11 protein-coding genes are annotated in these 13051 nt (G+C 68.5%); all 11 read left to right on the top strand.

All coding sequences use genetic code 11. The features are described from left to right. The first annotated feature begins 256 nt into the window (after positions 1-256). The 11 genes from FEI13_RS19615 to FEI13_RS03995 are packed head-to-tail and all read left to right on the top strand — an operon-like array spanning position 257 to position 13050. Positions 257-385 carry a hypothetical protein gene (locus FEI13_RS19615; protein ID WP_275668707.1) on the top strand — a complete coding sequence of 43 codons (129 nt, stop codon included), beginning with the start codon at positions 257-259 and terminating at the stop codon, positions 383-385. Beyond that, positions 382-1692, top strand: a complete 1311-nt coding sequence (locus tag FEI13_RS03950) for a Pvc16 family protein (RefSeq protein WP_138179724.1) — start codon at positions 382-384, stop codon at positions 1690-1692. Before FEI13_RS19615 ends, FEI13_RS03950 begins: the two co-directional genes overlap by 4 nt. Then, the gene (locus FEI13_RS19620) at positions 1689-3587 is read left to right on the top strand and encodes an ATP-binding protein (protein WP_138179725.1); all 1899 of its coding nucleotides are present in this window, start codon (positions 1689-1691) and stop codon (positions 3585-3587) included. The genes FEI13_RS03950 and FEI13_RS19620 overlap by 4 nt, the downstream gene beginning before the upstream one ends. Continuing rightward, positions 3584-3838 (top strand): hypothetical protein, encoded by a 255-nt coding sequence (locus FEI13_RS03960; RefSeq protein WP_138179726.1) that lies wholly within the window; start codon positions 3584-3586, stop codon positions 3836-3838. The genes FEI13_RS19620 and FEI13_RS03960 overlap by 4 nt, the downstream gene beginning before the upstream one ends. Beyond that, positions 3835-5382 carry an eCIS core domain-containing protein gene (locus FEI13_RS03965; RefSeq protein WP_204758342.1) on the top strand — a complete coding sequence of 516 codons (1548 nt, stop codon included), beginning with the start codon at positions 3835-3837 and terminating at the stop codon, positions 5380-5382. Before FEI13_RS03960 ends, FEI13_RS03965 begins: the two co-directional genes overlap by 4 nt. Before the next feature lie 18 nt (positions 5383-5400). After that, complete coding sequence (locus FEI13_RS03970) at positions 5401-10038, top strand: eCIS core domain-containing protein (protein ID WP_138179727.1); 4638 nt, start codon at positions 5401-5403, stop codon at positions 10036-10038. A 7-nt stretch (positions 10039-10045) separates the two neighbouring features. Then, a complete protein-coding gene (locus FEI13_RS03975; protein WP_138179728.1) occupies positions 10046-10702 on the top strand; it encodes a hypothetical protein in 657 nt (218 codons plus the stop codon). Further along, positions 10699-11067, top strand: coding sequence for a LysM peptidoglycan-binding domain-containing protein (locus tag FEI13_RS03980; protein ID WP_138179729.1), 369 nt, complete (start codon positions 10699-10701; stop codon positions 11065-11067). The genes FEI13_RS03975 and FEI13_RS03980 overlap by 4 nt, the downstream gene beginning before the upstream one ends. Beyond that, the gene (locus FEI13_RS03985; RefSeq protein ID WP_138179730.1) at positions 11054-12196 is read left to right on the top strand and encodes a hypothetical protein; all 1143 of its coding nucleotides are present in this window, start codon (positions 11054-11056) and stop codon (positions 12194-12196) included. Before FEI13_RS03980 ends, FEI13_RS03985 begins: the two co-directional genes overlap by 14 nt. Before the next feature lie 10 nt (positions 12197-12206). After that, positions 12207-12716 carry a phage baseplate assembly protein V gene (locus FEI13_RS03990; RefSeq protein ID WP_138179731.1) on the top strand — a complete coding sequence of 170 codons (510 nt, stop codon included), beginning with the start codon at positions 12207-12209 and terminating at the stop codon, positions 12714-12716. A gap of 13 nt (positions 12717-12729) precedes the next feature. Further along, the gene (locus FEI13_RS03995) at positions 12730-13050 is read left to right on the top strand and encodes a hypothetical protein (protein ID WP_138179732.1); all 321 of its coding nucleotides are present in this window, start codon (positions 12730-12732) and stop codon (positions 13048-13050) included. Position 13051: the final 1 nt, after the last annotated feature.

Here is a 13051-nt window from a genome sequence, read left to right on the forward strand (position 1 = left end):
CCGAGCCTCGCCTTCGCGTCCGGGCACCGGTACGGCAAACATTCCCCGTCAATACGCCGGCCGCGCCCTCGCCATCTCCGCAGACTCCAGCGCCGCCGACCTTTCCCCCCATGGCCGGCACTCCCGACGTCCCCGGCCCTCCCGACGCCCTGTTGCCGCCCATCGAGCCCCCCGGGAGATCCCAACTCACCCGTCCAGGCCCGAGGCGGCAACGCCCGCGGCGAACGCCACGGATAGCGGCCCTGCCGAGGTGCACGTGCATATCGGCCGCATCGAGGTCACCGCCGTCCAGGACAGCCCGCCGGCCAAGCACTCGGCACGTAAGGGCAAGCCGCCCATGTCCCTGGACGAGTACCTGGCCCGGCACCAGGGAGAGGACGCATGAGCACGGCGCTGGCCATCGCCGGCATCACCGCCGTGCTGCGCGACCGGCTCAACGACGGCCTGGTCAATCACAATGTGGCCGGCCTGCTGGGCAGCACGGTGACCGTGAGCGTGCTGGCCCCGGACCGCGTCGTGCCCACGGACGGCACCGAGTCAAGCCAGCTTAACCTGTTCCTGTATCAGGCCCTGCCCAACCCCGCCCTGCGCAACCAGGGTCTGCCCAGCCACGACGCCGACGGGCGCCAGCGCCTGAGCAACCCGCCCCTGGCCCTGGATCTGCGTTACTTAATCTCGGCCTACAGCGGCGGCGATCTACATGCCGAGATCCTGCTCGGCTACGCCATGCAGCTGATGCACGAGTTCCCCATCCTGACCCGGGACATGATCCGCACGGCTCTGACCCCCTCGCCGGACGTGGGCGTGGTCCTGCCGCCGGCCCTGCGCGCCCTGGCCGACTGCGGCCTGGCGGACCAGGTCGAGCTGCTGCGCATCACGCCCCTCAACCTGAGCACCGAGGAAAGCTCCAAGCTCTGGTCGGCGACCCTGTCCAGCCTACGCCCGACCGCGGCCTACAACGTGTCCGTGGTCCTTATCGAGGCGACCCGGACCACCCGCTCCGCCCTGCCGGTGCTGAACCGGGGCGAAGTCGATCCGGTGTCCGGGCGCGAGCGCGGCATTATCGTCGCCCCGGGCCTCGTCCCACCCCTGCCCGGCCTGGACAGCATCCTGCCCGCCGGCAACCAGCCGACAGCGCGCCTGGGTCACACCATCGTCCTGCACGGCCACCACCTGAACGGCACGGCTCGGGAAGTCGTGCTGGCCAATACCCGCTTCGCGGTGGACGAAGTCCTGGCGGCCGGCGGTCCCAACCTGGGCGAGCGCATGGAGTTGGTCATTCCCCAGGCCCGCGCCGCCGAATTCCCGGTGGGGGTGTACACCGCCCAGGCCCGCCTGGTCATGCCGGGGCAGGGCGAGCCCCGAGACAGCAACCGCCTGGCCTTCGCCCTGGCCCCGGACATCGGCAACCTGCCCCAGGCCGTGGCTCGGGACGGCAACGGTGATGCCCTGGTGAGCATCGCGTTCACGCCCGAGTTGCGCGCCGGCCAGCGCGCCAGCCTGTTCGTCGGACAGCGGGAAATCGAGCCCCAGGGCGTCGCGGCTCCCACCGCGACTCTGGACTTTCTCATCGAGGATGCCGAGCCCGGCGAACACCTGGTCCGCCTGCGCATCGACGGCATCGACAGCCCCATCGTGAACCGCGGCGCGACGCCGCCGGTCTTCCTCAACCGACGGCTGACGATCACATGAACGCGCCGGCGGAACTGGACTGGATCGGCGCCAACCAGCAATGGCTGGTGGCCGAGTTCGCCCGCCTGCGTGCCCTGCTCGGCAATGGCGAGCCCGAGGCCGCCCGGGAGCGGCTGGAGGCGCTTCGGCAGTGCATGGAGCGGCCGCCGGCTATCGATATCCTGGCCGAGCTGTTCGGTCTGAGCGGTTTCGAGCGTGATGTGATCCTGCTAGCCGCGGGCGTGGAGATGGATGCCCGCCTGGCCGTGCTCTGCGCCGAGGCCGCCGGCCGGGCGGCGCGGGGCGGGGCCAGCTTCGGCCTGGCCCTGGCCGCCTTGCCCGAGCCCCACTGGAGCGCACTGGCGCCCCTGGCCCCCCTACGCCGCTGGCGGCTGCTGGAAGTGGAAGACAGCGCCGGGCTGACCGCCGGGCGCCTGCGCCTGGACGAGCGCGTACTGCACTATTTGGCCGGCCTGAACTACCTGGATCACCGTCTGGCTCCCCTGCTTCAGATCGTGCCCCCGTCCGGCCTGATGAGCGAACGCCACGCCGCGATCGCCGAGACCGCGGCCCGTCGCCTGGAGCGCCGCGGAAGCCTCTCGCCGGTGCTGCTCGGCGGCGACGACGCCGCCGGGCAGGAGGACGTGGCGGCCACCATCGCCCGGCGGTTCGATCTGAACCTGTTCCGCCTGCGCGCCGGCGACATCCCGGGCCCGGCCCACGAACAGGAGGCTCTGGCCCTGCTCTGGCAGCGCGAGGCGGCCCTGCTGGGCGGCGGGCTGCTGATCGTCCACCAGAACGGGGAGGCCCGGGTGGCGGCACGCCTTTGCGCGCGCATGGAGGGCCTGGTGATCCTGGCCGGGCGCCAGGCACCGGAGCTGGCGGGCGAATGCTTCCCGGTGGATCGGCCCGACGCGCCGGAACAACGCCGGCTCTGGCGCGAGGCCCTGGGTCGGCGGGCCGATAGCATGGACGTGGACGCCCTGGCTGGACAGTTCCGGCTCGGTGCCCGGCGCATCGCCGCCCTCGCCGGGGCGCTGGACGAGGACGACGGCGAGAACGGCATCGCGGCCCTGCAACGCGCCTGCCGGGGCGAGGCGCCGCCCATGACCGAGCTGGCCCAGCCTGTCCCCGCCCAGGCCAGCTGGGATGAGCTGGTGCTGCCCGAAGCCCAACTGTTCACGCTGCGCCAGATCGCCGTACACGCCCGACACCGCCTGATCGTGCACCACGACTGGGGCTTCGCCGGGCACTGTTCCCGTGGCCTGGGCATCGCCACCCTGTTCTGGGGCGACTCGGGCACCGGCAAGACCCTGGCCGCCGAGGTCCTGGCCAGGGATCTGGATCTGGCGCTGTACCGCATCGACCTGTCCGCCGTGGTCAGCAAGTACATCGGCGAGACCGAGAAGAACCTGCGCAAGGTGTTCGACGACGCCGAGGAACTGGGCGCAATCCTGCTGTTCGACGAGGCCGACGCCCTGTTCGGCAAGCGCAGCGAGGTCAAGGACAGCCACGACCGCTACGCCAACATCGAGGTCAGCTATCTGCTGCAGCGCATGGAGACCTACCGTGGCCTGGCGATTCTGACCACCAACCACAAGGCGACCCTGGACAGCGCCTTCGCCCGCCGCCTGCGCTTCGTCGTGCATTTCCCGTTTCCCGACACCGCCCAGCGCGAATGCCTGTGGCGCGGTGTGTTCCCGGCGGCGGCGCCCCGCGACGGACTGGACTACGCCAAGCTGGCGCGCCTGGCCGTGCCCGGCGGCACCATCCGCAACATCGCTCTGACCGCGGCCTTCCTCGCCGCCGAGGCGCAGGCGCCGGTGGCGATGAACCATCTGCTGCGCGCCGCCCATATCGAGGCGACCAAGCGCGACAAGCCGATCTCCGAGAGCGAAACCCGGGGGTGGATATGACTCGCATCGTCCTGCACGTCGACCGGCTGGTGCTGCGCGGCGTGGCCCCCGGCGACGCCGCCGCGTTGGGCGAGGCCCTGCGCGCGGAGCTGGGCCGCCGCCTGGCGCAGCCGGGTGCGCTGGACGCCTTGCGGGCGGCGAACGGGCAACACCGCTTGGATGCCGGCCGCCTGCGCCTGGCGCCGGAACGGGGCACGGCGGCGCTGGGCAAAGCCGTGGCGCGGCGAATCATTCCGGGAGGCGAGCCATGAGCCGCAGCCGGATGGACCAGCACGCCGGCGTCATCACCACGCCCGGCGCGGTGCTGCAGCGCGCCTGCACCTGCGGCAAGAGCGCCTCGGAACTGACCGGGGAGTGCGAGGAATGCGCGCGCAAAAAGTCCCTGGGACTGCGCGCCAAGCTGGAAATCGGCCCGGCCGGAGACGCCCTGGAACGCGAAGCGGACCGGGTGGCCGACGCGATGGTCGAGGGTGCGACCGACGTGAGCCATCCCGGGGCCGTCTCGCCGGTCAAGCTATCCCGCGAGGCCAGTCCCGGCGCCGACGCGGCCGCCGCCGACACGGGGTTGGTGGGCCAGGCACTACGCGGCCCCAGCCAGGCCCTGCCGCCGGTGGAACGGGCCTACTTCGAACAAGGCCTGGGCCATGATTTCTCGCGGGTGCGGGTGCACACCGACGCCCTGGCCGCGGCGTCGGCTCGCTCGGTCCAAGCCAAGGCCTATACCGTCGGCCGCGACCTGGTGTTCGGCGCCGGTCACTACGCGCCGCAACACCGGGAGGGGCGGCGCCTGTTGGCCCACGAACTGACCCATGTCGCGCAGCAGTCGCCGGACCTGCGCCGTGCTCCCGAAGACTCGCCGGCCGCCGCATCCGCGCCCGATCCGCTGTGCGACGATTTCGACTTCGAGCGGGCCCGCCGGGAAGTCGTCGCCCAGACCGCGCATTTCCTCAGCGCCGACGACATGCTGCCCCTGATCCGCGCGCTGAAACCGATCCGGCGCTGCGCCAGCGACGCGCAGAAAACCCTCGTCCGTCAGGCGCTGGACATCGCCATCTCCTCCACCAAGGCGGACGAGGCCTGGCAGGCGGCGGGCACGCCCTTCGGCGGCTATACCGGCTTCTATCCCGGTTACGCGTCCGACGTGAAAACCCACCTGGGCAAGCTGGGCGCCAGCGAGTCCCTGCCCTCGGCGACCTTCAAATTGTCCGGCGAGGGCACCAAACACAAGAGCCGCGCCAAGGCCGCCGCGAACCGCGACGTCGCCGACCTGGAGCGCACCGACATCGTATATTTCCGCGGCCACCAGTTCGCCCAATACAAGGCGCCCGGCCTGTTCTCCAACGGCGGCGAGACCCGCGGATTCGACCTGCGCTACGTGGAGAAGATCGGTGGCTTCACCAACGTCAAGCTGTTGATCAGCACGAGCTGCGCGACGCTGTGCAAGGAAGCGGTGGAGGTGTTCCGCAGCCTGTTCCCCAACGCCGTGATCCTGGGTTACCGCAAGTCGGCGCCGCTGGAGGGCGGTGCCGTCCGTTCCGAGCTGACCGCGAAGCTGAACGCGCTCAACCGCCCCCTGCTGCTGGATCAGCCCCTGGACATGAGCGCGATCATTTCCACCTGGCAGTCGATCGTCGAAACCAAGCACAAGGGTCATACCGCGCCCCAGCCCGGCTATTGTGAGGGCGGCACGGTGAAGTACTGGGACGGCGCCGCCTGGCAGACCATCGGCGCGGCCGACGCCGCCAATTCCTGCAAGGTGAAGGGAGATTTCCGTGGCCAGTATCCCGAGCCCTGAATCTCGGCGGGCCCCGCAATGAGCGCCCCTCAAGCCGAGCCCCAGCTCAAGCCGGTGCAGGCTGCTGCGACCGGAGCGAGCGGCCTGCTGCAGCGCAAATGCGCCTGCGGCAAGGCGGCGGGCGGGCTGACTGGTGAGTGCGAGGATTGCGGCCGGGAGAGCCTGAGCGGGGTACAGACCAAGCTGCTGGTCGGCGCCAACGACGATCCCCTGGAACAGGAGGCCGATCAGATCGCCGGGCACGTGATGGCCATGCCCGCGGCGCCGGGAACGCCGAGTTTGCCGGTGTCGTCCGGCGCACGCAAGCCGCCGCCGGACCAGGCGTGTTACGGCCACGATATCCGGCGCATGGGCGTGCGCCCCGAGCTGCCGGAAGGTGCCGATCTGCTGCAGGGTGGCTCGCCCCTGGCGCCCGGGCTGCGCCGCTTCTTCGAATCCCGCTTCGGCCGCGATCTCTCGGAAGTGCGCGTGCATACCGGCCCGCGTTCGGAAGCGGTGAGTGATGCCCTGAACGCCCACGCCTTCACCTACGGCAGCCATGTCTGGCTGGGCCGCGACCACCGTCCCGCCGTGGATTTCCTGATGGCCCATGAACTGGCCCACGTGATCCAGCAGCGCCAGCCGAAGGCGCTGCCGGGTGCCGAGCGAGACCCGGCCTCCTCCGCGACCGAACCGTTGGTCCGGCGCCTGGAGCTGGGCCATCCGTTCTGGGTTCCCCTGGGCGCCAAGGGCATGAAGACCGGCAGCGACATCCACGGCGAGCTGCTGCCCCTGGCCCAGGCCAGCAACAAGAACCTGGACGTGGAAGCCCCGGCGCCCAACGCGGTCTTGAACGCTCACGGTCTGGGTCTGCAGGGCCGCATCGATCTCTATCAGGGCAAGAATGGCGGCGGTTTTCATGCCCAGGTCGGACTGTTCTTCGACGGGCCAAAGGGCGCGAAAAACGCGGATGTGTTGACCGCGGCCCCGACCAAACACCGGCATGCCAGCGCGGCCGGGATCACGGCCGGCCATTTCAACCCCTTCGTCACCGCGACCGGCGGTATTGACGGTATCGCCAAGGGGCCGAACGAGGTCCAGATCGGCGAATTGAAGCCGGCGGCCAAACCGCTGCTGGACAAGGGTTCGGAGCAGATCAAGCATTACCAGGAAGGGATGAAGGACGCCGCTCGGCTCACCAACGACTGGGCGAAATCCCGCAAGACCCTCGTCACCGACCGCTGGAAGCTGAACAGCCCCGGGGTGATGCCGGACAGCGCGGTGAAGTTCCAGCGAAACGGCAAGGAACTCAAGTTCAATCCCGCCAGTCCCCGCGAGGACGAGACCCTGGTCCTGGCGACGGTCCGGGAAAGCAGCAGCGTCGGCGCCAAATACGTGTTCAAGGTCCGCTTCAACCCTGCCGCCCACGGCCTGCCGCCCATCAAGGGCGGCCTGTACGCCCAGAAATTCGGCTCCGGCAACGGACTTTGGATGTATTTCGCCCGGCCCAAGGATCTGGCCGGCGCGCTGAAGCTGGCGCGCAGCGCCCTGATCAAGGGCGAGATGACCGAGGCCAACAGGGTCCAGGATCAGGTGATCAATCCCCTGTTCGAGGCACCGAAGAAGAAGGCCGGCCCCAAGATCGCCAAGCTCCCGCTCAGCCGCCAAGAATTCGGGGCCGCGCCGGTTGCCCTGCGAGCGGCATCCCCCACGATCCGGCGCGCCCCGAAAGCGCCGGAAATGACCGACGACTTCAAGCACGCCAAATGGAAGACCGATCAGAAGACCCTGCGCGACGAGCTGTTCGGTCCCGCCGCCAAGGCGGGCACCAAGAAGAAGGTCGCCTCCCTGGAGTTGCTGGAGCGCGCCTATGAGGCCGAGGAGGCGCTGGACAAGGTGCCCGGGACGGGCAAGTCCAAGCTGCCGGACAAGCGCGCGGACGTGGTCAAGATCGTCACCGGCAAGGGCACTGCCCAGGAAACCAAGACTCGCCAGCTCGCCGACCTGGCGAGCTGGCTGCGGGGTTGGACCGGCAAGCCCGCCGAGGTGCTGGGCCTGTTCCGCAACACCTTCGGCGACAGCTTCGTGTTCGTCGCCAACAAGCTGGCCGACTTGCGCGACAAGCTCCGGAAGAAATTCTACGAGACCTTCGACAAGCACCCGTCGAAGGCCACCAGCGGCAAGGGCAAGATCATCGCCAAGGCCCTGCTCAAGGCCCTGCTGCAGGTGGCCAAGGTCCTGATCCCGCGCGCGCTGCACCTGTACCTGGATGCCGTGGTCGCCGGCAGCAAGAAAAAGCTCGCCAAGCTGTTCGACATCGATCCCATGAAGCTGCTGGAGGACAGCTTCGGCAAGGCGTTCAAGGACTGGGTCGATAAGCTGATCCAGTTCAAGAAAGACGCGGAGGAACACGTCAAGAACACCGTCGCCAAGTACACCAAGGACCTGGCCTGGTTCCAGGCGGTGATCGACAAATCCAAGTACATCGGTCCAATCCTGGAGGCCGCAGGCGTCGCGATCCAGTGCGGCAAGAAACCGGGCTGGAACTGCCTGCTGCTGTTGTCGAGCAAGTACCGGCAATGCGGTATGGAGATGGCGCTCAACCTGTGTCCGGTGCAGAAGCAAGTCGCCAGCGCGGTGGCGGCCGTTGGCCCCCTGGCCAATCTGCCCGCGACCCTGGCGCAGAGCGCCCTGGACGTCTCCAAGGAAGCGGCCCCGGACGGACTGAAAGAGATCTTCGACGAGAAGGTCGGCGCCTCCGGCGACTTCGACAGCAACGATATCGACTGCGAGGACACGCCGCTGGAGACTGATTGCCCGGCCCTGATCCCATTGCCTCTGCCCTTGCCAGGGACGCCGAAACCCGACGAATCCAAGAAGGACGAACCACCCCAGAAGGGACCGGAAGCGGAAAGGCCGCCGGAACCGCCACCGCCGCCCAAGCCAGAGGAAGAGAAGCCGCCGAAGGCGCCCGACGAACGCCAAGAGTCTCAGGGCGGCGAAGATGGTGGCAAGAGCGCGCCCGGCGGCACCGAGCCGGCCAAGAAACCCAGAAAATCGGAAGAAGAACCGGGCGGCAAGCCGCGTCCGGAAGGCAAGGAGGGCAAGGCAGAGAAGCCGGAAGGCGGCAGCGAGCAGGGTGGCACGGCCAAGGGCGAGCCCGAGGGCAAGAAACCGGAACTCAAGCCCGGCGAAGAACCCGAACCCGGCCAGACCGAGGGCGACAAGCCCGGGACCGGCGCCCAGCACAAGCCCGAGAGCGGCAAGCCGGGCGGCGCCGCCGACCAGCCCGGCGGTGAGCAACCAAAGCCGGAGAAAGTGCATGAGGAGCTCAGCAAGTTGCTCAACGAGCAAGGACCGGAGGGCGTGGGGGCTTTGGCCGAACTCGCCCAGGCCGCCGGCATGCCGGGCGACCAGCCCCTGACCGCGGATCAGGTCAAGAAGCTGCGCGAGCTGCTCAAGCGGGGCAAGTTGTCGGCCCAGGAGTTACAGGACCTCACCGGTCCCAAGCCCAAGCCTGAGGTAAAGAAGCGCGCCAAGCCCCTGGAAAAATTCCTGGAGAAGCAAGCCCATCGTGCCGTGATGGAGCAGACCCTGGAGAAGCTGCGTCAGAAGCAGTACGAGTTCAAGTTTCAGGAAATGGCCAAGCACAAGGTGCACTGGAAGATCCTGATCCCCTACAAGCCCGGTCCCTTCCGCAACGCGCCCGCCCTGATGTGGGACACCCATATCCGCGCCGCCGGCGTGGTCGACGGCGAATTCGGCAAGTGCTACGACGGCGGCAAGATCCCGCTGACCATCACCAAGGCCGACATGCGCGAGGAAGGCACCGAGAAGAAGGTCATCGTGCACACGCCTTTCCACGACAAGGACGCCCAGCTCACCGGCGGCGTCTGCCCGACGCCGCCCCAGCCCAAGGGCGGCGGCGCCGGCCAGGGGCAAGGACCACAGGACGAAGGCGATAGCGGCGGCAAAGCCCAGGATGGCGGCAAGGTTCAGGACGGCGGAAAGGATCAGGGCCAGGCCCAGGAACCGCCGGTCGAAGGCAAGGGTAAGCCCGAGCCGAGCGAGGTGGATTCCGACGTGAAGCCGGGCGACAAGGGCGATCCGAAGGAGAAGGAAGCCGGCGGCAAGGAGCAGGAGGAAGCAAAGGACAAGGGCAAGCCCGATGCGGAACAAAAACCGGAACAAGCCCCGGATGCGGAACCGGAACCCAAGGAGAAGGACGAGGAACCGGATTTCCCGCTGGACGTGGCGACCTTGGGCAAGTCCTGCGGACTGCCGCCGGAATGCACCCTGGAAACCTTCCTGGTGGACTTCGAGGAGTTGGGCAATCCAGAGGACGGCTGGCAGGTGATGCCCGACAAGGACAAGGATCCGGACGGGACCCAATCCATCGTCAATCCGCCCAACAAGGTCGCGCCCTTCACCCTGCGCACCACCGACAGCGGCGAGCAGGAAATCGTGATCAGTTGCCAGGACAAGACTTGCGTCGTGGGCAAGGTCGTGCCCTCCCCGGTCAGCGCCGAGATGGTGGAACTGGTGTCCGGCTCCCTGCTCGACGCGCTCAGGGCACTGCTACGCAAATACATCAAGGCCAAGCGCGGCGGAACGACCAATCGTGCCGAACGCATCCACCTCTTAAGCGGCGGCCGGCAACAAGGCCCAACGGAGTGATGAACCGATGAGCGGCTATTCCCAATCCCCACGCCTGGTCAAGGGCGGCATCGTGCTGGTCGACCCGGAATCGGCCCGGGTGCGACGGGTGATCGCGCTGCAGTACAACCCGGATTCGCTGACCCGCACGCTGCAAGTGCAGACCCCGGGCGAAGGCGCCGAGCGCGCCGAGGCGCTGCGCCTGACCGGGCCGGCGGTGGAAACGCTCAGCCTCGAGGCGGAGATCGACGCGGCGGACCAGCTCGAATTTCCCGACCGCCATCGGGCCACGGTCGAGGCCGGCATCGCGCCGCAGCTCGCGGTGCTCGAAGCGTTAATCAACCCAACCAGCAGCGAACTGCTCGTGCGCAAGGCGCTGGCCGATGCGGGCACCCTGGAGATCGCACCGATGGAGTCGGCGCTGACGTTGCTGGTCTGGGGCGCCAACCGCATCGTGCCGGTGCGGGTGAACGACTTCTCGATCACCGAAGAGGCCTTCGACCCGTCGCTAAATCCCATCCGCGCCAAGCTCACCCTGGGGCTGCGCGTGCTGACCATCGACGACCTGGGCTTCGATCACAAGGGCGGCAGCCTGTTTATGGCCTACCTGCAGTCACGCGAAAAGCTCGCCGGCCAGGCCGCCACGGTCGGCTTCGACGCCCTCGGCATTGGAGGCTTGCCATGACCGACCCGCTCAAGGCCTTCCTTCAGGCCAATGCCCTCACCTCGCCGGCCTTCGCGCCCGACAGCCGCTATCACGGTCTCGACACCGCCCAGTGGACGGCTCCCGACGGCACGCCGGTCACCTACGTCAGGCGGCGTTTCGTTCCGCCGCCCGAGCGATTCGCCACGCTGCGCGAACATGTCGTGGAGATGGGCGACCGCCTCGACAACCTCGCCGCCCACTACCTGGGCGACCCGCAGCAGTACTGGCGGCTGTGCGACGGCAACGGCACCCTACGCCCGGAGGAGCTGACCGACTCGCCCGGCCGCCGGCTGCGCATCACCCTGCCGGAAGGCGTGCCTGGAGGCACCGATGTCGAGCTCTAGCGCCCTGCACTTGAGCCTGATGATCGGGCCGGTTGCCCCAATGCCGGTACCCGCGCTGATGATCGACGCCCTGGAGTTCGTGGAGGTCAGCCATGCCACGGGCACGACCAGCGCCTTTCAGCTGCGCTTCAAGGTGACCAGCCAGTCGGCGCTGAACACCATCTTCCTGGTCGCGACCGGCCAGAACACCACCCTGGGCACCCCGCCGCTGCGCGTGGTGCTGATCGTCACCCTGAACGGCCGGCCCCGCCCGCTGTTCGACGGCGTGGTAAGCCAGGTGGAGGTGCAGCCCGGCCAGAGCGACCAGCCGGGCAGCATCTCGGTGACCGGCGAGGACCTGACCCGGGTGATGGACCTGATCGACTTTTCCGGCGTGCCCATGCCCATGCCGATCCCCGCCCGGGTGGCGCTGATCTGCGCCAAGTACGCGGCCTTCGGCATCGTTCCGCTGCCGATCCCGGAGCTGTTTCCCGATGTGCCGATCCCGGTGGAGCGCATCCCCGCCCAGCAGGGTACCGACCTGGCGTATATCCAGCAGCTCGCCGAGGAGGTCGGCCATGTGTTCTACATCGAGCCGGGCGAGGTGCCGCTGACCAACGTTGCCTACTTCGGGCCCGAGATCAAGGTCGGTCTGCCGCAGCCGGCGCTCAATCTCGACATGGACGCCCACACCAACGTCGAGTCGATGAACTTCAGCTTCGATCCCACCAAGGGGGTGCTGCCGGTAGTGCTGATCCAGAACCCGCAGACCCGCGTGCCGATCCCGATTCCGATCCCCGATCTCAACCCGCTGCAGCCGCCGCTGGGCGCGCTGCCGGCGCCGATCGCCCGGCTGAAGATGATGAAGGACACCGCCAAGCTGAACCCCATGCAGGCGATCCTCAAAGGGCTCAACGAGGCGAAGAAATCCCAGGACGCGGTCAGCGCCAGCGGCAGCCTCGACGTGCTGCGCTACGGCCGGCTGCTCGAGGCGCGCAAGCTGGTCGGCGTACGCGGCGCAGGCATCGCCTATGACGGTCTCTACTACGTGAGCCGCGTCACCAGCACCATCAAGCGCGGCGAGTTCACGCAGCGCTTCGAGCTCACGCGCAACGGCCTGATCTCGCTCACCCCGACGGTCCCGGCATAAGGAGGCCAGCATGACGGAACGCTACATCGGCAAATACCGCGGCGTCGTGCTCAACAACGTCGACCCGCTGCAGCAGGGCCGCCTGCAGATCCAGGTGCCCGACGTGGCCGGGCTTGCGCCCACCAGCTGGGCAATGCCCTGCGTGCCGCTGGCCGGCCTGCAGAACGGCATGATGGCGCTGCCGGTGATCGGCTCCGGGGTCTGGGTGGAGTTCGAGCAGGGCAACCCGGATCACCCGATCTGGGTCGGCTGCTTCTGGGGCAGCGCGGCCGAAGTGCCGGCGCTCGCGCTGGCCACACCGCCCGGACTCTCCGCCATCACCCTGCAGACCCCGCTGCAGAACGGTATGACGATCTCCGATCTGCCCGGCCCCACCGGCGGCATCATGCTCAAGAGCGCCACCGGGGCCACGCTGATCGTCAACGACACCGGCATCTACATCCAGAACGGCAAGGGCGCCATGATCACACTGGTCGGCCCGACGGTGACGATCAACAACGGCGCGCTGACCGTGATCTAGAGAGAACATCGATATGCCCGGTCCCCTTCTCCATCTTGGCGCCTCGGTACTCTGCGCCCACGGCGGCACCGCCATCCCCACGGTGCCCAATCCCCGCGTGCTGGTGAGCGGGCAACCCACGGTGCTGATGAACGGGCCCTACGCGATCGCCGGCTGCCCGTTCAATGCCGGCGGCTCACCGGTGCCTTGCGTCACCGCCCAGTGGGTGGTGGCGGCCTTGCGCGTCACCTCGGGCGGCCAGCCACTGGTGCTGATGGACAGCCAGGCCCTGTGCGTTCCCAACGGCACGCCGCTGCTGCCGGTGTCGGCACAGACGCGGGTGATCGGGAGCTGAC

The sequence above is a fragment of the Halomonas urmiana genome, from assembly GCF_005780185.1.
GTDB lineage: Bacteria > Pseudomonadota > Gammaproteobacteria > Pseudomonadales > Halomonadaceae > Halomonas > Halomonas urmiana.

Coding starts and splice junctions, on each gene's coding strand:
- FEI13_RS03950 (WP_138179724.1), top strand. CDS start 382: ATGAGCACGGCGCTGGCCATCGCCGGCATCACCGCCGTGCTGCGCGAC.
- FEI13_RS19620 (WP_138179725.1), top strand. CDS start 1,689: ATGAACGCGCCGGCGGAACTGGACTGGATCGGCGCCAACCAGCAATGG.
- FEI13_RS03960 (WP_138179726.1), top strand. CDS start 3,584: ATGACTCGCATCGTCCTGCACGTCGACCGGCTGGTGCTGCGCGGCGTG.
- FEI13_RS03965 (WP_204758342.1), top strand. CDS start 3,835: ATGAGCCGCAGCCGGATGGACCAGCACGCCGGCGTCATCACCACGCCC.
- FEI13_RS03970 (WP_138179727.1), top strand. CDS start 5,401: ATGAGCGCCCCTCAAGCCGAGCCCCAGCTCAAGCCGGTGCAGGCTGCT.
- FEI13_RS03975 (WP_138179728.1), top strand. CDS start 10,046: ATGAGCGGCTATTCCCAATCCCCACGCCTGGTCAAGGGCGGCATCGTG.
- FEI13_RS03980 (WP_138179729.1), top strand. CDS start 10,699: ATGACCGACCCGCTCAAGGCCTTCCTTCAGGCCAATGCCCTCACCTCG.
- FEI13_RS03985 (WP_138179730.1), top strand. CDS start 11,054: ATGTCGAGCTCTAGCGCCCTGCACTTGAGCCTGATGATCGGGCCGGTT.
- FEI13_RS03990 (WP_138179731.1), top strand. CDS start 12,207: ATGACGGAACGCTACATCGGCAAATACCGCGGCGTCGTGCTCAACAAC.
- FEI13_RS03995 (WP_138179732.1), top strand. CDS start 12,730: ATGCCCGGTCCCCTTCTCCATCTTGGCGCCTCGGTACTCTGCGCCCAC.